General features: G+C 47.0%; 22 protein-coding genes. 11 read left to right on the top strand and 11 right to left on the bottom strand.

From position 1 onward, the window contains the following. Window positions 1-27: 27 nt before the first annotated feature. The 4 genes from DXN05_RS01260 to DXN05_RS01245 form a co-directional block, all read right to left on the bottom strand. Window positions 28-507 (bottom strand): RNA-binding S4 domain-containing protein, encoded by a 480-nt coding sequence (locus DXN05_RS01260; RefSeq protein WP_116845398.1) that lies wholly within the window; start codon window positions 505-507, stop codon window positions 28-30. Window positions 508-643: 136 nt separating this feature from the next. After that, entirely contained in the window at window positions 644-2,014 is a 1,371-nt protein-coding gene (locus DXN05_RS01255) for a dipeptidase (RefSeq protein ID WP_116845397.1), read from the bottom strand. 64 nt (window positions 2,015-2,078) lie between these two features. Beyond that, the gene (locus DXN05_RS01250; RefSeq protein WP_116845396.1) at window positions 2,079-3,107 is read right to left on the bottom strand and encodes a cation diffusion facilitator family transporter; all 1,029 of its coding nucleotides are present in this window, start codon (window positions 3,105-3,107) and stop codon (window positions 2,079-2,081) included. Window positions 3,108-3,276: 169 nt separating this feature from the next. Beyond that, window positions 3,277-4,722: an LptF/LptG family permease gene (locus tag DXN05_RS01245; RefSeq protein ID WP_116845395.1), complete on the bottom strand. Its 1,446-nt coding sequence runs from the start codon at window positions 4,720-4,722 to the stop codon at window positions 3,277-3,279. 20 nt (window positions 4,723-4,742) lie between these two features. Here DXN05_RS01245 and DXN05_RS01240 point away from each other — a divergent pair, with 20 nt between their 5' ends. Then, the gene (locus DXN05_RS01240) at window positions 4,743-5,390 is read left to right on the top strand and encodes a hypothetical protein (protein ID WP_116845394.1); all 648 of its coding nucleotides are present in this window, start codon (window positions 4,743-4,745) and stop codon (window positions 5,388-5,390) included. Here DXN05_RS01240 and DXN05_RS01235 read toward each other — a convergent pair. Further along, window positions 5,387-5,770 (bottom strand): START-like domain-containing protein, encoded by a 384-nt coding sequence (locus DXN05_RS01235; RefSeq protein WP_116845393.1) that lies wholly within the window; start codon window positions 5,768-5,770, stop codon window positions 5,387-5,389. The genes DXN05_RS01240 and DXN05_RS01235 overlap by 4 nt on opposite strands. Window positions 5,771-6,081: 311 nt before the next feature. Here DXN05_RS01235 and DXN05_RS01230 point away from each other — a divergent pair, with 311 nt between their 5' ends. The 7 genes from DXN05_RS01230 to DXN05_RS01200 all read left to right on the top strand — a co-directional run bounded on the left by DXN05_RS01230 (window position 6,082) and on the right by DXN05_RS01200 (window position 12,832). Further along, window positions 6,082-6,954, top strand: a complete 873-nt coding sequence (locus DXN05_RS01230) for a sigma-70 family RNA polymerase sigma factor (protein WP_211329953.1) — start codon at window positions 6,082-6,084, stop codon at window positions 6,952-6,954. Between the two features lie 220 nt (window positions 6,955-7,174). Then, window positions 7,175-8,500 (top strand): signal recognition particle protein, encoded by a 1,326-nt coding sequence (ffh, locus tag DXN05_RS01225; RefSeq protein ID WP_116845392.1) that lies wholly within the window; start codon window positions 7,175-7,177, stop codon window positions 8,498-8,500. Between the two features lie 168 nt (window positions 8,501-8,668). Further along, window positions 8,669-9,112 (top strand): 30S ribosomal protein S16, encoded by a 444-nt coding sequence (rpsP, locus tag DXN05_RS25180; RefSeq protein WP_317125851.1) that lies wholly within the window; start codon window positions 8,669-8,671, stop codon window positions 9,110-9,112. A 141-nt stretch (window positions 9,113-9,253) separates the two neighbouring features. Next, window positions 9,254-9,772, top strand: coding sequence for a ribosome maturation factor RimM (locus tag DXN05_RS01215; RefSeq protein ID WP_116845390.1), 519 nt, complete (start codon window positions 9,254-9,256; stop codon window positions 9,770-9,772). A gap of 59 nt (window positions 9,773-9,831) precedes the next feature. Further along, the gene (dinB, locus tag DXN05_RS01210) at window positions 9,832-11,019 is read left to right on the top strand and encodes a DNA polymerase IV (RefSeq protein WP_116845389.1); all 1,188 of its coding nucleotides are present in this window, start codon (window positions 9,832-9,834) and stop codon (window positions 11,017-11,019) included. A gap of 213 nt (window positions 11,020-11,232) precedes the next feature. Then, a complete protein-coding gene (locus tag DXN05_RS01205; RefSeq protein ID WP_116845388.1) occupies window positions 11,233-11,868 on the top strand; it encodes a peroxiredoxin in 636 nt (211 codons plus the stop codon). A 262-nt stretch (window positions 11,869-12,130) separates the two neighbouring features. After that, window positions 12,131-12,832 carry an NYN domain-containing protein gene (locus DXN05_RS01200; RefSeq protein WP_116845387.1) on the top strand — a complete coding sequence of 234 codons (702 nt, stop codon included), beginning with the start codon at window positions 12,131-12,133 and terminating at the stop codon, window positions 12,830-12,832. 73 nt (window positions 12,833-12,905) lie between these two features. Here DXN05_RS01200 and DXN05_RS01195 read toward each other — a convergent pair whose 3' ends face one another. From DXN05_RS01195 to rlmN, 3 genes are all read right to left on the bottom strand, one after another. Then, window positions 12,906-13,631, bottom strand: a complete 726-nt coding sequence (locus DXN05_RS01195) for an RluA family pseudouridine synthase (RefSeq protein ID WP_116845386.1) — start codon at window positions 13,629-13,631, stop codon at window positions 12,906-12,908. A gap of 2 nt (window positions 13,632-13,633) precedes the next feature. After that, window positions 13,634-14,779, bottom strand: a complete 1,146-nt coding sequence (locus DXN05_RS01190; protein WP_116845385.1) for a pseudouridine synthase — start codon at window positions 14,777-14,779, stop codon at window positions 13,634-13,636. Between the two features lie 77 nt (window positions 14,780-14,856). Continuing rightward, a complete protein-coding gene (gene rlmN / locus DXN05_RS01185) occupies window positions 14,857-15,927 on the bottom strand; it encodes a 23S rRNA (adenine(2503)-C(2))-methyltransferase RlmN (protein ID WP_116845384.1) in 1,071 nt (356 codons plus the stop codon). A gap of 208 nt (window positions 15,928-16,135) precedes the next feature. On the opposite strand from rlmN, the gene DXN05_RS01180 reads away from it, so the two are divergent. Next, on the top strand, window positions 16,136-17,329 hold the full coding sequence (locus DXN05_RS01180; RefSeq protein ID WP_116845383.1) for a thiolase family protein: 1,194 nt from the start codon (window positions 16,136-16,138) through the stop codon (window positions 17,327-17,329). Window positions 17,330-17,446: 117 nt separating this feature from the next. Here DXN05_RS01180 and DXN05_RS01175 read toward each other — a convergent pair whose 3' ends face one another. From DXN05_RS01175 to DXN05_RS01165, 3 genes are read right to left on the bottom strand one after another with little or no spacing between them, the layout of a single operon-like run. Then, window positions 17,447-17,935: a hypothetical protein gene (locus DXN05_RS01175; protein ID WP_116845382.1), complete on the bottom strand. Its 489-nt coding sequence runs from the start codon at window positions 17,933-17,935 to the stop codon at window positions 17,447-17,449. 50 nt (window positions 17,936-17,985) lie between these two features. Continuing rightward, complete coding sequence (hisS, locus tag DXN05_RS01170) at window positions 17,986-19,356, bottom strand: histidine--tRNA ligase (RefSeq protein ID WP_116845381.1); 1,371 nt, start codon at window positions 19,354-19,356, stop codon at window positions 17,986-17,988. Between the two features lie 48 nt (window positions 19,357-19,404). Next, on the bottom strand, window positions 19,405-19,866 hold the full coding sequence (locus DXN05_RS01165; RefSeq protein WP_245975085.1) for a low molecular weight protein-tyrosine-phosphatase: 462 nt from the start codon (window positions 19,864-19,866) through the stop codon (window positions 19,405-19,407). A gap of 393 nt (window positions 19,867-20,259) precedes the next feature. Between DXN05_RS01165 and DXN05_RS01160 the strand changes: the two genes are divergently transcribed. Both DXN05_RS01160 and DXN05_RS01155 read left to right on the top strand, forming a co-directional pair. Beyond that, window positions 20,260-20,490, top strand: a complete 231-nt coding sequence (locus DXN05_RS01160) for a hypothetical protein (RefSeq protein WP_116845380.1) — start codon at window positions 20,260-20,262, stop codon at window positions 20,488-20,490. 62 nt (window positions 20,491-20,552) lie between these two features. Continuing rightward, complete coding sequence (locus DXN05_RS01155) at window positions 20,553-21,419, top strand: PstS family phosphate ABC transporter substrate-binding protein (RefSeq protein ID WP_158559095.1); 867 nt, start codon at window positions 20,553-20,555, stop codon at window positions 21,417-21,419. The last annotated feature ends 10 nt before the right edge of the window (window positions 21,420-21,429 follow it).

Genomic DNA, 21,429 nt, shown 5'->3' with positions numbered 1-21,429 from the left:
CAGGAATGTGGGCAGGAATAACGCGCATTATTCCTGCTCATCTTCTTCGTGCTGCTGGTCAATATCATCGTCTTCAAGGTCTTCCGCTTCAATGTCTGCCGTTTGTGCTTCGCCTTCTTCTTCACCCATAAAACCTTCAATATCGCGGCGGTTGCGTTTGGTGGGGCGGCCAATTTTGCTGAGGCGTTTGCCGGTATGAAAGGAAGCTGCCTGGAACTTAATGCGGTCCAGTTCTTCAGCAGGCGTAAGGTCTGTGTAGTAGTTAATGGCTTCGCTGTACTGCACCCGGTGATCCAGCAACCCGCTTACCTTGATCACCCATTTGCGGGTTTCATTCTTCACTTCGTATTCATCGCCCACATTCACGGTCCTGGAGGCTTTAACAGCACTGCCGTTCAGTTTCACCTTTCCTTTGTCGCATGCATCTGCAGCCTGGCTGCGGGTTTTAAACAGCCTGATAGCCCACAGGTATTTGTCGATGCGCAATTTTTCTTTTGCTTCTGCCATGGGGCAAAGGTAAGCGTCAATCGTCAGTCGTCAGCCATTTAACCATCCATCAAACCATTGGCGCTCCATTAGCACATTCTCAAATTCCCAAATTTTCAAATTGAAGCAATAAAAAAGGCCCCAACCGGGGCCTTTTTTATTGCTTCAACTCAGCATAGTACTGGTGAAAGTAAGGTATGGTTTCGATGCCTTTGTAGAAGTTGGCGACATCGAATTTTTCGTTGGGACTGTGCAGGTTGTCGCTGTCAAGCCCGAAACCGAGGAACACGGTTTTGCAACCGAGGGCCGATTCAAACAGGGCAGTGATAGGAATGCTTCCGCCGCCGCGCACCGGGATGGGCGCTTTGCCAAAAGTGGTGGCAATGGCTTTTGAAGCAGCCTGGAATTCCACCGTGTTGATTGGTGTTAAGTAAGGATCGCCGCCATGGTGTGGGGTGGCTTTTACTGTAACATAGGCCGGTGCTATTTTCTGCAGGTGGTTAATCACCAGTTCCGTCATTTTTTCGTGCTGCTGGTTGGGTACCAGGCGGCAGCTGATTTTGGCAAAGGCTTTTGAAGGCAATACGGTTTTGGCGCCCTCACCTGTGTAGCCACCCCATATGCCGTTTACTTCCAGCGTAGGGCGAATACCGGTACGTTCGTTGGTGGTATAACCTTTTTCACCCCACAGGGCTTCTACGCCCAGGTCGGTTTTGTATTCGGCTTCATTGTAGGGCGCTTTGCCCAGTTCAGCTCTTTCGGCTGCGGGTACTTCCAGTACATCGTTGTAAAAGCCGGGAATGGTGATGTGGTTGTTTTCGTCGTGCAGGCTGGCAATCATTTTTGCCAGTATGGTAATGGGGTTGGCAACCGCACCGCCGTACACACCGCTGTGCAGGTCGCGGTTGGGGCCGGTTACTTCCACTTCAATATAGCTAAGGCCGCGTACACCAATGTCGAGGCTGGGGTTTTCAAGGCTCAGCATGGCAGTGTCGCTGATAAGCACCACATCGGCCTTCAGCAGGTCTTTATGTGCCTGTACAAAATTGCCGAGATGCTGTGAGCCGATCTCTTCTTCGCCTTCAATCAGGAACTTGATGTTTACCGGCAGGCTATTGGTGCGTACCATGGTTTCAAAAGCCTTCACATGCATGTAAAACTGGCCTTTGTCGTCACAGGCGCCACGCGCAAATATTTTACCATCTTTAATCACCGGTTCAAAAGGGCCGCTGTGCCACAGTTCCAGCGGGTCTGGCGGCTGCACATCGTAGTGCCCATACACCAGCACGGTAGGCAGGGAGGCATCGGTTATTTGTTCGGCATACACCACGGGATGTCCTTCGGTAGGATAGATCTCCACTTTGGTGGCGCCTGCTTCTGTTAAACGTGCTTTCACAGCTTCCGCACACCTGATCATATCGGGCTTGTGTTCACTGCGGGCGCTTACACTGGGTATACGGAGTAAGTCAAGCAATTCGTTTAAAAAACGGTCTTTATGCTGCGCTTGATAATCTTTCCAGGCTTGCATAATATATCTTTTAATGAATAAATAAAAAGTACTGGCGGCGAAGATAAGGTGCTTTGCGCGGATGCTAGTAAATAGCGTGCGACTGGCCCGGCATATCTGCTGCAACGGTTTCGGTGCTGTGTTTCTGGTTCGACAGAATGTTTTTCAGGTTCCATTCCAGCCTGCGCTGGCAGGGTTGCAGCCGCACCTTGCAATCGTCTTTTATGCAAATGGCGCAGCTAAAAGGCAGGCAGGCATCGGTATGCACAAACATTTCGAGTGAATCACTAAACTCTTTCTGCACCAGGGCTACCAGGGCATCTACTTCCACGTGTGCTTCGTGCACATTCAGGTACCAGGGAACGGTTAAGTGACAGTCTACATGCAGCAGGCTGCCGTATTTTATCACACGCAGGTTGTGCATGTCAATCCAGTTGGGGCGGCGGTTGCGGTTGAGGGCCTGCACCATGCGTTCCAGCAGGTCCATATCGGCTTCGTCCATAATACCGGCGAGCGATTTGCGGATAATGCCATAGCCATTGTAAATAACCAACACGCTCAGCAGCAGGGCAATCACTTTGTCTATCCAGAATAAATGTGTGATCAGCATTACAGCCAGGCCGACAATAATCGCGAGTGTGCTGTAGGTGTCTATCTGCAAATGTTTGCCGCTCGATTGCAGGGCGAGTGACTGGTTGCGTTTGCCAATGCGCAGGCAAATGCTGCCGGCAATGTAGTTGATAACACCGGTAATGCCAACGAGAATCAAGCCGCTGTCCAGCTGTTGCAGCGGGTGGTTTTGTATAAAGTTGAGAATGGTTTCATAGATAATGAGAATGCCGGCTGCGATAATCAGTCCGCCTTCAATAGCCGATGATACAAACTCCGCCTTGCCGTGCCCGTAAGGGTGGTCTTCATCTTTGGGTTTGGCGGCTACATACAGGCTGTATAGGCCAATAAAACCGGCCAGTACATTCACAATGCTTTCCAGGGCATCGGTTAAAATGGCCAGCGAATGGGTTAAATAGTAAGCAATAATTTTCGCGATAAAGAGTATTACAGACAATAGCGTTACCCATTGCTGCACACGGAAATTTTGTTTTGATGCTTCCAAACGATCGGATTTAGTATGATACAGATAAAACTTCGGTCAATATAATTGCACCGGGTGCATGGATATTGAATACAGTCACCTGCCGCATTTGCGGCAGGCATTAATAGTACAACAAAGCCACCGGGTTAAGGTGTAACCAAACGGCCTTGAATATTTTACAGGTTGGTTGCTAGCTGGGTGTTGTTACTGCTTTGTTTTTTCCGAAAAGCCGTTTTACTTTTTTAAAGAAACGGAAATAAAATTCTTTATTAAACAACTGCGAATCGCTCAGTGCTTTTGAGGTCAGGAATATGCCGATAGGAATGAGCACCATGGTACTGAGCCACATGCCAAAGCCTACGGAAGTTACTTCCTGTTTGGCGAATTTTTCCCCGAACGTATTCAGCAGGTGAAAAATAACAAAGAAGGCGATGGCGAATATCAGCGGTGTGCCAAGGCCGCCTTTGCGGATAATGGAGCCAAGCGGTGCACCAATCATAAACAATACCAGGCAGGCTACAGAAAGCGTGAACTTGCGGTTCAGCTCAATATAGTGTTTGCGCTCCACCCGCTGTTTTTCTTCATAATCGTTCGAGAGCAGCTGCATGGCACTTTTGATGGAGTTGATCTGCGAAATGGCCCGGTCTTCCACATCGCGTTTAAGCGTGTCGGGCACCAGCTCATTAAAGCTGCGCGCCTTGGTGGGCGGCAGTTTTTGAACGGCTGCCCAGTTACTGTCGGCATAACGTTCAAAAGTATAGTAAGACGCTACTTCGCGCTGTGCTCTTTTGTAAAAAACAGTGTCCATGTGTTTCATCGAATCAATAGCAATGCCCAGCTGGCGAACGCTCAGCATTTTGGCATCGTATTTAAACAGGCTGTCTTCTGTACGGTTCATTTTAAAGCTGCTCAAATCAAACAGCTTTTTGTATTCTTTAAAACCAAGGCGGATGAACTCAGTGGCTTTCACGCCCCGCGGACCATTTTCTTCATACCGCCAGCCATTGAACAGCTTAAACTGAAGAAAGCGCTTGTCTGGCGTAACACTCATAATACCGCTTTCGGCCACCAGCATCCTGTCTTGCAGGCCCGGGTTGCGTTCGTAGATAATCACGCTGCGGATGGTACTATCGTCTTTTTCCTTTTTACCGAGCTTAATAACAAAGCCTTCGAGTTTATCGTAAAACACGCCTTCCTTGATATCGAAGGCAGGTTTGGTAACAATGATATCGTATTTAAGCGCGTTCAGTTTCAGGTTTACAACCGGGATAATATTATTGGAAAACAAAAAAGCAATACCGCTGATGCCGATGGTTACTACCATCAGCGGGCGCATAAAACGCAGCAGCGAAATGCCGGCTGCCTTAATGGCCACCAGTTCAAAGCTCTCGCCCAGGTTGCCGAAAGTCATGATAGAGGAAAGCAGCAGTGCCAGGGGAAGTGCCAGGGGTACGTTAAAGGCGCTTACATAACCAATGAGGCGGAAAATGGTGAATATATCCAGTCCTTTACCCACCAGGTCATCAATGTACAGCCAAAAGAACTGCATCACCAGTACAAACAGTGAAATCAGGAAAGTGGCAAAAAATGGCCCCACGAAAGCCCGAACAATGAGTTTATCCAGTTTTTTAATCACCTTGTATAACTTTACTGATTATGCTGTTAATGAATGCAAATGTAAAACTTTCGGCAAACGAAATGGCCCTGGTGTCCGATGCGGGTTTTATTTTAACAAAGCTGGCCATCACCGGAAAAGTATACCTCATCCTGGGTAACCTGTGCAGCTATTTCAGGGAGTACACGGCTGCGCATCCGCATGCATTTCCGGAAGAGGTACTGGCTGTTTCGCCCAAGATTTACCGGGGCGAAAGTTACCGGCAGTTACCATATGTAATGCTCGATTACCCGCGTTATTTTGCCGGCGGTAATGCCTTTGCCATTCGCTGTTTGTTCTGGTGGGGCAATAGCTTCAGCATTCACCTGCACCTGTCGGGCAGCTGGAAGCAGTTGTATGCGCACGGGTATGCAGCGCTTATACAATCAGGGGCTTTAGACAGTTGGTATTGTTGTATTGCAACAGGCGAATGGGAACATCATTTCGGGGAAGATAACTATGTGCTGATCGGCACTGCGCGGGAGGTTTGTGTGCAGCACGTGTATAAACAACACTTTATTAAGCTCGCACAAAAAATCCCACTGCAGGAGTGGGATCATGCATATGATTTTTACCGGGAAGCTTTTGCAACCCTGGCAGCTGTTGCAGAAAAAATAAAGAGCGAAACGGAAAACCGGTCAGACCATTAATTACCGAGCCTGTGAAACAGATCTTTCACCTGGTATTCCCATAACCGGCTCTGATCTTTAATTTCACCTTTCTCGGCAAAATCTTTAATTACCAGTATTGTCTGGTTGGTAATTTCTGTTTTTTCTATGCGGAATTCAAAGTATTCGTCTTTGCCTGCATGCAGCCAGCGGTAACGGATAAACTTGTCTACCTCCTGTTCCAGCACTTCTGCCTTATCAGGCACACCGCCATTCCAGGAGAAAGAAAAAACATGATCGCGTTCGTCAACCTTATCTGCAAACCATTCCTGTAAACCTGCAGGAGTGGACAAAAATTCATACAATATGCTGGGAGAACATCGTACCGGATATTCCAGAGTATATATCTGTTTTTTGCTCATTACGCTTCTTTTAATCGTCATTCAAGGGCTGCAATAATATTAAATAATTAACAGCCTCAAAATATTTTTTGTATATAAATGTGTTTAACATTTTGCAAACAATACCTAAACAGGGTGCTTTTTCTAACGTTTTGTAGTTCAAATATTTGCATAAAAAGAATTTTTGGAAAGCTTTTACAAATAGTTTAACTTGCTAGTACTTCAGCATTGTCCCCGCTTATTACTTGTTTTTTTGAATCCAGAGCTATAAATATTCCTATGATGAATTAATTCAGCAATCAAAACTTAAAACAAAATAAACCCGCTGCATTATGAGCATGCGACAATTAAAAATCACGAAGTCCATCACCAATCGTGAATCGCAAAGCCTTGAAAAATATTTGCAGGAGATCGGAAAAGTAGAACTTATTACACCAGAGGAAGAAGTTCAATTAGCATTAAGGATTAGACAGGGCGATCAGCGATCGCTCGACAGACTGGTAAAAGCGAACCTGCGTTTTGTGGTATCAGTGGCCAAGCAATACCAGAATCAGGGTTTATCCCTCCCGGATTTAATTAATGAAGGCAACCTGGGCTTAATTAAAGCCGCCCTGCGTTTTGATGAAACCAGGGGCTTCAAATTTATATCCTATGCGGTTTGGTGGATACGCCAGAGCATTTTACAGGCACTGGCGGAACAGAGCCGTATTGTGCGTTTGCCTTTGAACAAGGTAGGCTTAACCAATCGCATCAGCAAGGCATTTCAACAGCTGGAGCAGGAGTTTGAACGCGAACCCACTGCCGAAGAACTGGCCGATTTGCTGGAGATAGGCATAGAAGAAGTGGCCGCCACCATGAGCGTAGCCACCCGCCACGTAAGCATGGATTCTCCGCTGGCCGATGGCGAAGAGAGCACCCTGGTAGATGTGCTCGAAAACCCCAACGCCGAACGTACAGACGGCTGGCTGGAACATCACGAATCATTGCGCCTTGAAATAGAGCGTTCACTGCGTACGCTGACCGAACGCCAGAAAGATGTGGTTTGTTACTTTTTTGGTATTGGTGTAGACCATCCTTTAAGCCTGGAAGACATAGGCGAACGTTTTAACCTTACACGCGAAAGGGTTAGGCAAATAAAGGACAAAGCCATCAACAAGCTCAAAACCACCAGCAGGTGCAAACAACTGCGTGTTTACCTGGGTTAATTAAATTTTTGTATCCAAAGACGGGTGTTTCTACGCCCGGCTTCCCCTGACAAACCTTCCCTGAACCCGCTTCTCTTATGTAGCCCGTTTTATCCTGTTACCCCTGTTACTGCATTCCTGGTCCTGGAAATTTTAGGTAAAACAGCCCTGTACTTGCCTTATATTTGCAGCACGGCCATGGTGTATGGTACGCCCTGCCGTATTTTGAAAACCCAACATTATGTTCCAGAACCTGTCAGAACGGTTAGAAACTGCGTTTAAGAACCTGAAAGGGGAAGCCCGTATCACTGACCTCAACATTGCCAATACCGTAAAGGACATCCGCCGCGCGTTAATTGACGCCGACGTGAACTATAAAATAGCCAAGGAATTTACGGACAAGATCAAGGAAAAGGCAATGGGCGAAAAGGTGCTCAATGCCATCAGCCCGGGGCAGTTAATGGTGAAAATTGTGCAGGACGAGCTCACCGAACTGATGGGCGGCCAGGAAGCGGAGTTTAATATTTCCGGCAATCCCGCCGTTATTCTCATCGCAGGTTTGCAGGGTAGTGGTAAAACCACCTTCACCGGCAAACTCGCCAATTACCTCAAAACAAAGAAAGGCAAATCACCCCTGGTGGTGGCTGCCGATATTTACCGCCCTGCGGCGATTGACCAGTTAACCGTACTGGCCGGCCAGATAGGGGTGGATATTTACGCCGAAAGAGAGAACAAAGACGCAGTAGCCATTGCGTTGAATGCCATAAAACAAGCCAAAGCCACCAATAAAAACGTGGTGATCATTGATACCGCCGGCCGTTTGGCTGTTGACGAGGCAATGATGACCGAAGTGGCCAATATCAAAGCTGCCGTTAACCCTGCCGAAATCCTGTTCGTGGTAGATTCCATGACCGGCCAGGATGCGGTAAATACGGCCAAAGCCTTCAACGACCGCCTCGATTTCAGCGGCGTGGTACTCACCAAGCTCGACGGTGATACCCGCGGTGGTGCGGCCCTCACCATTCAGTACACGGTAAACAAACCCGTAAAATTCGTGAGCAGCGGCGAGAAGATGGAAACACTCGACGTGTTTTATCCCGCCCGTATGGCCCAGCGTATTTTAGGCATGGGTGATATTGCCTCACTGGTAGAAAAGGCCCAGGAGCAGTACGATGAAGAACAGGCCCGCAAACTCGAAAAGAAGATCCGCAAAAACCAGTTCGATTTCCAGGATTTTCTTGATCAGCTGCAACAGATCAAAAAAATGGGTAATATCAAAGACCTGATGGGCATGATTCCCGGTGTGGGCAAGGCCATTAAGGATATTGATATCAGCGACGATGCGTTTAAGGGAATTGAAGCCATTATCAATTCCATGACCCCGTTTGAACGTGCCAACCCCGACAGCATCAATCCAAGCCGCCGCCAGCGTATTGCCAAAGGCGCAGGTAAGGAAATGAGCGAAGTGAACGCATTTATGAAACAGTTTGACCAGATGCGACAGATGATGAAAATGATGAATAAGATGCCGATGGGCCGCATGCAGGGACTAATGGGACGTAAATAAATGGCAGCAAGGGTTACACCTTGTACCTTTCATAAATTTTGATGAATAAATCATTAAAGTTGGGTTGTGAAACTTGGAATTTTTGAATAGTTCTATTACCTTCGCCGTCCACTATTTTGTTAACCTAATTTGTTCAGCCTTTAAATTTCTATTTACATGGCAGTAAAAATGAGACTTCAGAGACACGGCAGCAAAAAGAGGCCTTTCTACTTTATAGTAGTAGCCGACGCCCGTGCACCCCGCGATGGTAAATTCATCCAGAAAATCGGTACGTACAATCCGCTTACAGTACCTGCATCTATCAGTTTAGATCGTCAGAAAGCATTGGAATGGCTGCACAAAGGTGCACAGCCTACCGATACTGTACGCAGGATCCTTTCTTTCAAAGGCGTATTGTACCTGAAACACCTTTTAAGAGGTGTGAAACTGGGATTGTTTGATGAAGCTGCTGCTATGGCGAAATTCGCTAAGTGGCACGAAGAACATGAGACTAAATTAAAGCAGCGCCACGATGATCACAGAAAGACTCAGCGTGCACGTCGTCCGCAGGCTCCTGTAAAGAGAGTTCAGCGCGATCAGCCTGCTGAAGGTTCTGGTTCTGCTGAAGCTTAATCGTAATCAACAGAATACCATAGTAAAAGTCCCATACAAAGTTTTGTTTGGGACTTTTATTTTATACCTGTCTCTATTGTTTTATTGCTCAATGGTTTGTTTAACCATTCAATCATCGTTCTATCTAACCATCGTATTATTATGACGGAATATGTTCATATAGGCAAGCTGGTAGCCACTTTTGGCGTTGCCGGTGAAGTGATTGTTGTACACGCCCTTGGCCGCACCCAGTTTAAAGATGTGGAGGCCCTGTTTATAGAAGAAAAAAAGGGCAGTTATCTCCCTTACTTTATTACCGCCGTAAAACCCAAAGGCACTGAAGAACTGTTGTTTATGCTGGATGGTATTACCTCCAAAGAAGCTGCACACAAGCTGCTGGCCAAAAATGTATGGCTGCTGCAGGCCGATTTTGCCAAGGTAGTAAACAAAAATTCTCCCATTTCCCTGCTGGGCTACCTGGTGTACAACGAAGGTGAGCCTGTGGGCAAAGTAAACGAAGTAATTGAACAACCCCATCAAACCCTGCTGCAGGTAAACCTGAACGGCAAGGAAGCCCTGCTTCCCCTGCACGATGAAACCCTCGACCGCATTGACCGCGATAAGTTTGAAGTGTTCCTGAACCTGCCGGAAGGTTTGCTGGATATTTACAGGGAAGGGTAGCTTTCATTTTCCCCGGAATTTGCATGCTGTTTGCGCTTTGCTAACTAACTTAGCAGCTGATGCAACCGCAGCAGCGCTATATTGCCCATTTTGACCTGGATTCGTTTTTTGTGAGTGTGGAAGTACTGAACAACCCTGCGCTCAAGGGGCTTCCAGTGCTTGTTGGCGGCTCGCGCGAAAGAGGCGTGGTGGCTGCCTGCAGTTACGAGGCACGCAAATTTGGTGTGCACAGCGCCATGCCGATGAAGAAAGCATTGCAGCTTTGTCCGCAGGCAGTGCTGGTACGCGGTACACGTGGTGAATACAGTCGTTACTCGCGTATGGTGACTGAAATTATTGCTGCAAAGGCACCACTGTTTGAAAAGGCTTCCATCGATGAATTTTACCTTGATCTTACCGGGATGGATAAATTCTTCAATCCTTACCAGTGGACAATCGAACTCAGGCAGTCGATCATTGAACGAACCAAACTCCCCATTTCTTTTGCGCTTGCATCCAATAAAATGATCGCGAAAATTGCCACAGACGAGGCCAAACCCAATGGCTATATATTCGTACAACCTGGTATGGAAAAGGACTTCCTGGGTCCCTTAAAAGTGGGTAAAATACCGGGTGTAGGCAAGCATACGGAAGAAACGCTTAAAAATGCAGGCATCTTTTACATACGCGATATTGCGCAGCGTACCGTTGAGCAAATGGAAGCAGTACTGGGTAATTACGGTGCCGAATTATGGCATAAAGCCCACGGCAAACATGAGGGTATTGTTCAGCCTTATCATGAAGCCAAATCAATTTCCACCGAGAATACCTTTCATGAAAACACCGATGATGAAGCCTTCCTGTTAAGCGAGCTGGTGCGTATGACAGAGAAAGTAGCCTACGAACTCAGGCAGGATGAAAAACTTGCCGGCTGCATTACCGTTAAACTGCGCTATCCCAATTTTGAAACTACCTCGCGCCAGGTATCTATCGATTATACTTTCCGTGACGATGAACTGATACCTGTTGCAAAAGATTTATACCATAAGCTATACCGCAAAGGCAATAAAATACGCCTGATGGGGGTGCGGCTGAGCGATTTAACCAACCATGCCATGCAAGGCAGCCTGTTTGATGATGCGGAGAAAAAAAACAACCTGTACAAAGCCATCGATGCAGTTAAAAACAAGTACGGCAACTATGCCTTAAACAAGGCCCGTACCATCCGCGGCAGTGATAAGGAAGACAAAGAGGAGAAAGAGCCTTAACGCAAAAAGAATTCATTTGTGGTATTGCAAGGGAACCCATGCATACCATGCTGGTACCCGTTAAAACAGGTTACGCATATACATTTTAACCTGCTTATTGTAAGCTTAATGGTTGGTTATTACCGCCTGAAGGAAATTCTTCAAAAAAAATAGCTTCATTCTCTACCATTTTAGTAGGGAATTAATATCTTCGGCATCTAAATAAAAATAACCATGAGCTTACGTTTAGGTGATATTGCACCAAATTTCCAGGCAAAGACAACTGCAGGCGACCTTGATTTTTACGAGTACCTGGGTACCGGCTGGGGAGTATTGTTTTCACACCCTGCTGATTACACCCCGGTATGCACTACTGAACTGGGTAAAACCGCGCTGCTGCAGGAGGAATTTGCCAAACGCAATGTAAAGGTGCTGGCACTGAGCGTAGATTCACTGGATAAACACCTGGGCTGGATTGGTGATATTAACGAAACACAAAATGTGACTGTTGGTTTCCCCATTATTGCCGACGAAGACAAGAGCGTTGCCAACCAATACGGCATGATTCACCCCAATGCTTCAGAAACATTTACCGTTCGCTCACTGTTTGTGATCGGTCCTGATAAAAAAGTAAAATTAACCATTACCTATCCTGCCTCTACAGGCCGCAACTTCAATGAAGTATTGCGTGTGATAGATTCACTGCAACTAACGGCTAACTACAGTGTAGCCACACCCGCCAACTGGCAGGAAGGTGAACAGGTGATTGTGGTACCAGCCGTAAGCACTGAAGATGCCATTAAAAAATTCCCTAAAGGAATTGAAGTGGTAAAACCTTACCTGCGTTATACGCCGCAACCAAATAAATAACTGCCTTGAGCCGGTTAATGCCCGGTGAAAGATTTACATAATGGTTTATTTTTCTTTGTACTCGTTTACGGTCCCGTTGTCTAGCGGGACTTTTTTTATTATTATATGCCTGAGACACAGACACTATAAATTTTAATTTTGAATTTTAAAAAGGATATGTAGTTTAGCAATATTAATAACGCCTTTGGCCACGTATTCTCTATTTGGTTTTTTTGTATTTATAGCGAGAATGCCAACCCAAAGGCTTTTTTATGCTTAACCTATGACACATAATCACTCCACTGCTATTCTGATAGATGGTGCATTCTTCTTAAAACAATACGCCAAGGTATATTACAACGGCTGGCAACATTCACCCGGGCAGGTTGCAAAAAATCTGTACACCATTGCGCACAGGCATATTGGCGCTAACGAACATTTATACCGGATTTTTTACTACGACAGTGAGCCGCTGTTAAAAAAAGCACACAATCCGGTTACAAAGAAGGCGGTTGATTTCTCCAAAACACCACAGGCAAGTTACCGGCTTCAGCTGTTTGAAGAATTAAAAAAGAAGCGGAAAGTTGCACTGAGGCTGGGGGCTATCAAGGATACTTCTAACTGGGTGATTAAACCGGATATAACCAAACAACTGTTGAATGGAACATTGAAAATTGAGGATCTGAAAGATACAGATGTTGTTTATGAAATGCGGCAGAAAGGGATTGATATGAAGATCGGGGTAGACATTGCATCACTTTCGTTGAAGCGTTTTGTGCGCCAGATTGTTCTTATCTCCGGCGATTCCGATTTTGTGCCTGCATCCAAACTGGCGCGGAGGGAAGGCGTTGATTTTATACTGGATCCTATGTGGAATCACATAGACAAGCATTTGTTTGAGCATATTGACGGGCTGCGTTCTACCTGCCCTAATCCTAATAAATATAAACCGGGCAATGTTCAGCAGCAAGCGCAGAAGCGGTAAGAGCAGAGCGTTGCGCAAAAAAAAACCGGTGCACTTGTGGTACACCGGTTTGTAAATTAATTGTGCCGATTGCCTAGGCTTTCAGTTTGCGCATTTGCTGCAGCAAGGCTCTTAAGTCTTTCGGTAGCGGGGCTTCAATATTGTACTCAACATCATTGAAGGTAAACTTCAGTTGTTGTGAGTGCAAGGCCAGGCGCGAAAGAATAGGGCGTTCCGCATCTTCTTTCTTAGACAAATGATAATTGTTTTTGAGCGCAGAAATAAAGATGGGCTCAGCAGAACCATACAGCTCATCACACACAATAGAATTGCCCATGTGCTGCATGTGCACACGAATCTGGTGCGTACGGCCGGTATGAATCTGAAAGCGCATCAGCGTATAGCGGCGGAACTTTTCGAGCACTTCATATTCGGTGTGCGATGGTTTACCCTTCTGGTGCGTCATCATTTTAGTGATTTTGCCGGGGTGTTCCATAATGGGTTCTTCTATGCTGCCTTTGTCGCTGAAAGGCGTGCCCTGTACAAGACCAACATAATATTTCTCTACGTCCCTGCCTTCAAACAAGGCGGAGAGCTGTTTGTGTGTGGCTTCGTCTTTGGCAAATACAATTACACCGCTGGTATCGCGGTCGAGCCTGTGCACGGTGAAAATATTTCCTTTGCCATATTGCTCTTCCAGTATTTTCTTCAGCGATATGTCTTTTCCTTCCCTGTCGGGTATGCTCAGTAACCTGGCGGGTTTGTTGATAGCGATGAAGCAATCATTTTCAACAAGTACTTCTACACCTGTTTTTATCATAACTATGCTTCTCCTTTTTTACGAACGAATGATTGATTCATGTATTTAAGCAAACGCACTTCTTTTTCATTGAGGTAACGCCATTTACCGCGGTCTACATTTTTCTTGGTAAGGTTGGCGAACATGACGCGGTCAAGGTTTTTTACCGTATACCCGAGGTGTTCAAAAATACGGCGTACAATGCGGTTGCGGCCGCTATGAATTTCTATACCCACCACGCTTTTATCCTTCGCATCTGCATAACCAACTGAATCGGCAGTGATAAAACCATCTTCGAGCGTGATACCGTTTACGATGGCATCCATGTCTTTTTTGGTAACTGGTTTATCCAATCTTACCTCGTATACCTTTTTGATCTCGTACGATGGGTGGGTAAGCTTTTGCGCCAACTCTCCATCGTTGGTCATGATTAATACGCCGGTAGTGTTGCGGTCGAGCCTGCCTACGGGGTAAATGCGTTCCTGTGTGGCGCCTTTCAGCAGATCCAGCACGGTTTTACGGCCTTCAGGATCTTTGGCAGTGGTAATATAGTCCTTGGGTTTGTTGATGAGGATATACACGGCATTCTTTTGCAGGAACACCTGTTTGCCCTTTACGGTAACCTTGTCTTTCTCGGTTACTTTAAAACCCGGTTCAAATATCTTGTCGCCGTTTACGGTAACCTTGCCTTCTTTCACCAGATCGGCAGCTTCGCGGCGGCCGCAGATGCCTGCATGGGCAATGTACTTGTTGAGGGGCATTTCGCCTTCAACAGCGGTTGATTTGATGGCAGGCGCCTGTGGTGCAGGTGCTTCGGGTTTCTCCTTTTTCTGCACACTGGCAGCGGCTTTGCTGATGCTGGCCGATGCTGCAGGAAATTCCCTGAAGGCGGCGCCACCTTGTTTTTTGGGTGCTTCTTTTTTTACCCGTGCCGGTTTCAGCGGCTGCTCAAGGGGTTTGCCGTTAAATAATGGAGTGGATGGTTTGGGTGAAGCGGATGGCTTGTTTCTGGGCGTAACCTCGCGGTATTTGTCTTCGTTGCGTTTGCGGGCTTCTTCGCCTTGTGCGCGCAGCTCAGCTTTTACCTGCCTTTTCTCCTGGCGGATGGCTTCTTTTTTGTGAGCGCCCGTGTTTTTGTTAATGAACTTCTCGAACTGTTTGTTACTCATGGTGAGTGTGTTTTGCTGTTTTACAACAGGTATAAAAATGCCGTAGTGATACGGCTTGTGTATGTGTTTGCGACGGGTTAAGCGGGCTGTAGGGCCTGGTTATCGCCTTTGTTGGCCAGCTGTCCGCAGGCGGCGTCAATGTCTTTGCCACGGCTTCTGCGCAGGTGTGCGTTTACCTTGTTGGCTTCGAGGTATTGCATAAAATGCTGTACCCTTTCTTCATCAGGTTTAGAGAATTGGAACGCATCAATCGGGTTGTACTCGATAATGTTCACGAGGTCTGCAGGCACCTGGCGGTAAATCTTTACCAGTTCGTCCGCATCTTTTTGTGAATCGTTAAGATCTTTAAACAGGATATATTCAAACGTGATTTCGTTCTTGGTTTGCCTGTAAAAATAGTTCAGCGCTTCTATCAGCACCTTGATGTTATTGGTTTCGTTGATGGGCATGATCTCATTGCGCTTGGCATCATTGGCCGCGTGCAGGGAGAGTGCGAGTTTGAAACGAACCTTGTCATCCCCCATTTTCCTGATCATCTTGGCCACACCGGCAGTAGATACCGTGATGCGCCTGGGGCTCATGCCCAACCCTTCGGGAGAAGATATTTTTTCGATGGCCTTCATTACATTGCTGTAGTTGAGCAGGGGTTCGCCCATACCCATGAACACGATGTTAGAAAGCTTTTTGTTGTATACTTTTTCTGCCTGCTCGTTAATGAGCACCACCTCGTCGTAAATTTCATCGTAATTGAGGTTGCGCTTGCGGTCCATATAGCCGGTGGCGCAGAATTTACAGCTGAGGCTGCAACCGATCTGGGAAGATACGCAGGCTGTCTGGCGGCTGTCTGTGGGGATCAGCACACCTTCTACCAGGTGTCCGTCGTGTGTTCTGAAGCGGCTTTTAACGGTACCGTCTTCGCTGTATTGGGTAGCATCAACGGTTAAGGCAGGAAGGGTAAAGCGGTCGCCCAGTTTCTGGCGCAGTTCCTTGCTCAGGTTGGTCATATCGGCAAACGTGTGGGCGTGTTTTTGCCAAAGCCATTCGTACACCTGTTTTGCCCTGAATTTCTGCTCACCCATTTCTGTGAAAAACTTCTCCAGTTCAGGCAACTCGAGGTGGCGGATATTTTGTAACTGCGCGGCGATCATCGTGCAAAGGTAATCATAGTTAAAAGCATTTCAGGTGTATTTCACAGATTATAAGGTTTTCTGTTCCTTTGCGCAGCATAATTGACAACCGGGTGACAGACCCAATGCCGTTGCGCTGTACACCAATTTCCCGCCGCTATGGCCCGAAAAAAGGTTAACTGGCTGGCATTGAGCAGGGTAGACCCGTACAAAACGAAAGCTCCATTGAATGAAGACAGCTTATGTAATAGACGCCGTTCGCACACCCATTGGCCGCTATGGCGGTAAACTCTCCTCCGTACGCCCGGATGATTTACTGGCTCTTGTAATCAAAGCCTTACTGAAAAGAAACCCGGGTATTGACCCTGCTGCTATTGAAGATGTGATAGCCGGCGATGCCAACCAGGCCGGGGAAGACAACCGTAATGTAGCCCGTATGGCCGCATTACTGGCCGGTTTACCTGTTTCGGTGGCGGGTAATACGGTGAACCGGCTTTGTGCGTCTGGCTTACAGGCAGTTATGGATGCTGCGCGGGCCATTCAATGTAACGAGGGGCTGCTGTATATTGCCGGCGGCGTAGAAAGCATGACCCGCGCCCCGCTGGTAATGCCGAAGGCAGATGGTGCGTGGAGCCGCGATACCAGCTTGTATGATACCACCATTGGCTGGCGTTTCCCCAATAAAAAGCTCACTGACCTGTATTATCCCTACAGCATGGGCGAAACAGCAGAGAATGTAGCCAAACAATGGAACATCAGCCGGGAGCGCCAGGATGCATTTGCGCTGGCTTCGCAACAGAAATATGCCGCTGCGCTGGCTGCAGGCAAATGGACTGCCGAACTGGTGCCGGTAGAGATTACCAATAACCGGGAACCATCGGTGGTAAACCAGGATGAACATCCACGCGAGACATCGCTGGAGAAGCTGGCTGCACTGAAACCTGCGTTTGCAAAAGACGGATCTGTTACTGCGGGCAATTCATCGGGTATTAATGATGGGGCTGCTGCCTTGCTGCTGGCCAGTGAAGAAGCGGTAAAGCTGTTTAACCTGCAACCGCTGGCACGCGTGGTATCGATGGCTGTTGCCGGGGTTGATCCTGCGATTATGGGTATTGGCCCGGTGCCTGCCACTACAAAGGCATTACAGCGTGCGGGTATCGGTATCAACGACCTGTCGCTTGCAGAGCTGAATGAGGCATTCGCTGCCCAAAGCCTGGCCTGTATGCAGGATTTAAACATTAACCCTGCTATCGTGAACGTAAATGGCGGGGCCATTGCTATCGGTCATCCGCTGGGTTGCAGTGGTGCACGTATTTCGGCTACGTTACTGCACGAGCTTCGCAGGCAGCAAGGGAAATACGGGCTGGCTACAATGTGTGTGGGTGTGGGGCAGGGTGCTGCGGTGATATATGAGGGGGTGTAGTTTAAAGTTGAATGTTTGAAGTTTAAAGTTGGAGCGTATAGGAAGAACATAAAGAGGCCATCGCATCTGGTGTATGCGATGGCCTCTTTGCTATTTGTAAAGGCTAAGAGCTATTCCCTATTTATAATAAATCTCATCGAGGTAGTAAAAGCCGTCTGCTTTTTTCCAGTACCAGAACTTGCTTTTGTATTTGTAAAACTGGCCGCGTGGCGATTTGCCTGCATATGCATCGGGAACATACAGGGCCAGTGGCAGCAAGGTTTTTTGACGTGCCAGCAGGTTATTGCGTTGCTCTGCTGTAAGCGGTGTGCTTTGCGGCAACTGTTTGGTGTTGGCTGCTACATAAGGCGGCAGTGATGACTGTGATGCTGCGAGGCGGCCGCCTTTATCGAGTATTACCAGTATGCGCTCGTTGGTAACAGGCGCGGCAGGCGTTGTGGTGCCGGGTGCTGCGGGTGTGCCCGGAGCCGGTGTTGCCGTGGTGTTACCGTTTTTATCAGGGTAAACAATTGCGGCGTTTACATTCTTTGCAGGTACGGTTTTTTTGCTGCACGATAATGCCAGTACAGCCAACAGGGCCAGGCTAAAAACAAAATATCTTCTCATTGTATTAAAATTGAACGAGAAGATATTCCGAATACTATGCCAAATTGTATTTAAAACTGTTGTTGCAGTAACTCTGTTTGCTGAATGGTTGTTTGCTCACCACTTACCAGGTTGCGTACCACACAGGTTTGCTGCTGCAATTCGGTGCTGCCGAGGATGATGGCATACGGGATATTTTTCTTTTCAGCATATTTAAACTGCTTGTCGAACTTGGTTTGCTCGTGAAACAGTTCGCAGCGGATGCCATTGCTGCGCAGTTGCTGCATCAGTTCAAATGCTTTTTTGCTTTCTGCTTCACCAAGGTTGAAGAACAATACCTGTGTACCTGTTTGCACTTCTTCGGGAAACAGCTGCAGTTCTTCCATTACATCATAAATACGGTCAACGCCAAAGCTGATGCCTACACCTGGCAGGTTGGGTACGCCAAACAAACCGGTTAAGTCATCGTACCGGCCGCCACCACCAATGCTGCCCATCTGCACATTCAGTGCTTTTATTTCGTAGATGGTGCCGGTGTAATAATTCAATCCGCGTGCAAGGGTGAAATCGAGTACTATATTGGGTTGTACGCCGGGTTGCGCGGCAATATAGTCTACAATGAACTGCAGTTCTTCCACACCTTTACGGCCGTTTTCGGTGTTGCCAACCAGGGCATTTACCTGTTGCAGTCGTTCGGTATTGGAGCCGCTGATATTGAGGTAAGCGGCAATCTGGTTAACCTGGGTTTCCGTTAAACCACGTTGAATCAGTTCTTCTTTTACCTTGTCGATGCCTATTTTATCCAGCTTGTCAATAGCGATCGTGATATCTACCAGTTTATCCGTGCCGCCGCACACTTCGGCCAGTGCTGCCAGTACTTTGCGGTTGTTGAGATGTATTTCTACCGGTATGTTCAGCTTGCTGAAAACCGTGCTGTATATATTGGTTAATTCTACTTCATTGATGAGTGATTTACTGCCTACCACATCGGCATCGCATTGATAAAACTCCCGGTAGCGGCCGCGCTGCGGTCGGTCTGCACGCCATACAGGCTGTACCTGGTAGCGTTTAAAGGGAAACGTGAGCTGGCCATGGTTCATGGCTACATAGCGGGCGAAGGGGATGGTTAAATCATAACGCAGGGCCTTTTCGGTAATGGCAGTGCTGTTTTTTCCTTCCATGATTTTATCGAACCCGGCTTTTGTTTTTTCCAGTTTATCCTGGTTATCGAGCCCGTTGTTGAGTATTTTAAAAATGAGCTTATCGCCTTCTTCCCCGTATTTGCCCATTAATGTTTCCATGTTTTCCATGGCCGGTGTTTCGAGGGGCTGAAAGCCGTACAGTTCAAACACACTGCGGATGGTATTGAAAATGAAGTTGCGTTTTCTTACTACGGTTGCGCCAAAATCGCGTGTGCCTTGCGGTAAACTGGGTTTGCTCATTTTGTATACAGAATGAAAGATGTGTAAATGTTTGTAACGGGTGTGGTGTTAGCGCCTGCCGTATTTTTCAATAATCAGATCGCTTGCCTTGCTAAGCATATCGTACACCTGGTGATAGCCTTCTTCGGTGCCGTACCAGGGATCGGGCACGCCGCGGTTTTCGCCGGGGTGCAGTTCATTCAGGATAAGGTTTGTTTTGTGTTCGGCCCATTTGTCGCGGGCTATTTTTTTTACGTCCTGGTAATTTTGGGCATCCATTACATAAATCAAATCGTACGTATCCATATCCGCTGCGGTAAACCTGCGGCCTTCGTGGCTGCTGATATTGATACCGTTGAGTTTGGCTACTTTTTGCGATAAGTGGTGCGGCGGTTCGCCGGTATGATACCCGGCCGTACCGGCGCTGTGCACTGTCCAGCCCAGGTTAGCCGCATCTGCCTTGCTTTGCAAAATGCCTTCTGCGAGCGGGCTGCGGCAGATATTACCCAAACAAACCATTAATATTTTCATCAAAACCTCTTTAAAAAACGCTGCAAAGATAGGTTCAAATGGTTCAATAGTTCAAATAGTTCAATGGTTGGATTGCCTGATGGCTTGATGGTTCAATGGTTTCAAAGACAGATAGTTTGACTGGAAATGGCCATTGAACAATGAAACAATAGAACATTGAGCCTGGTTTCGCTTCTGTTAAAACGGCAACGTTTCATGTGGAAAAAGGGGAGGGGCTGCATCTGATTAGCAGACAGGGTGATAGCGGGTAAAAGGTGTTTAACATGAAGAATAATAGTAATTGGTGTACGATGAATTCAATCGCGGCAAATTTTGTTGTTCTGCCCTAATATATCGGCATCTGAAACGATTTTTACCTAAATTGCCCATCTTCCAACTTCAATTTTTTGTTAAATGGAACAGGATTACAAAGAGAAGCAGCGAAAAAGTTATACTTTGATGCGCACTATTTACGATGCCGGAATGGGTTTACTGATTCTGGGCATGGGAATAGTGTTGTTTTTTGGCAGTAAAAAGATTCCCCAGATCGCTGCGCTTGACCCTTTGATGCGCAATATGCTGGGTGGTATGTTTGTATTGTATGGCGGCTTCAGGTTATATAGAGGCATAAAGAGACAATATTAATTATGAAGCAACCAGGACGTATTTTTTGTTGGATATGTGGTTTTGTTTTGCTGGTTTTACTAATGACGGCCTGCAATAATAAACCTGTAAAGGCAGTAAGTGACACTCCAAAAAGCGGCTCTATCCATATCAGCGTGGATGAAACCTTTAAGCCGGTAGTTGAGCAACTGATTCATGTATACCAGAATACTTATCCCGATACAAAAATTATCGCATCTTACAAGTCTGAGGCTGATTGTTTCCGCGATCTGCAGAGTGACAGTACGCGTATGATTATTGTAGCGAAAGGATTAACAAAAGCGGAATCTGATTATTACGAAAGCAAGTTATCATTCAAGCCCACATGGGATATACTGGCCTATGATGCGGTAAGCGCGGTAATTAATGCAGGTGCAACAGACAGCCTGTTTACCATGAAGCAGCTGAAAGACTTGCTGCTGGCTGGTGAAGGTGCTCCACACCCGGTGGTGGTGGACGGAAACAATGCTACCAGTACGGTGCGGTATTTATCAGATTCAGTATTAAAGGGCGGTACGTTTGGCAAAAATGTAATGGCCGCAGCAGGAAGCAAAGCAGTACTGGATTATGTTGCAGCCAATAAAAATGCCATTGGCTTTGTTGGTTTGAGCTGGGTTGGCGACCAGGAAGACCCCGGCCAGCAGGCTTATATGCAAAAAGTGCGTTATGCATTACTGCAATGCACCACTTGTGTAAGCGACACTTTTGCAAAGCCGTCACAGGCTACCATTTCATGGAACATGTATCCTTTGGTACGGCCTTTGTATTACGTGCTTAAAGAAAATTTTACTGGTCTTGGAAACGGGTTTGTGAATTTCATGAGCCTGGAACGGGGCCAGTTGGTATTTAGAAGAGCCTACCTGGTACCCGGCAAGATGAATTTCAACGTTCGCAAGGTAGACAACAGGTAAAACAAAACAC

Origin of the sequence: Deminuibacter soli, from assembly GCF_003412455.1 — a bacterium.
GTDB lineage: Bacteria > Bacteroidota > Bacteroidia > Chitinophagales > Chitinophagaceae > Deminuibacter > Deminuibacter soli.
The sequence above is the reverse complement of the archived record's forward strand: the minus strand, read 5'-3'. Positions and strand labels throughout refer to the sequence as shown.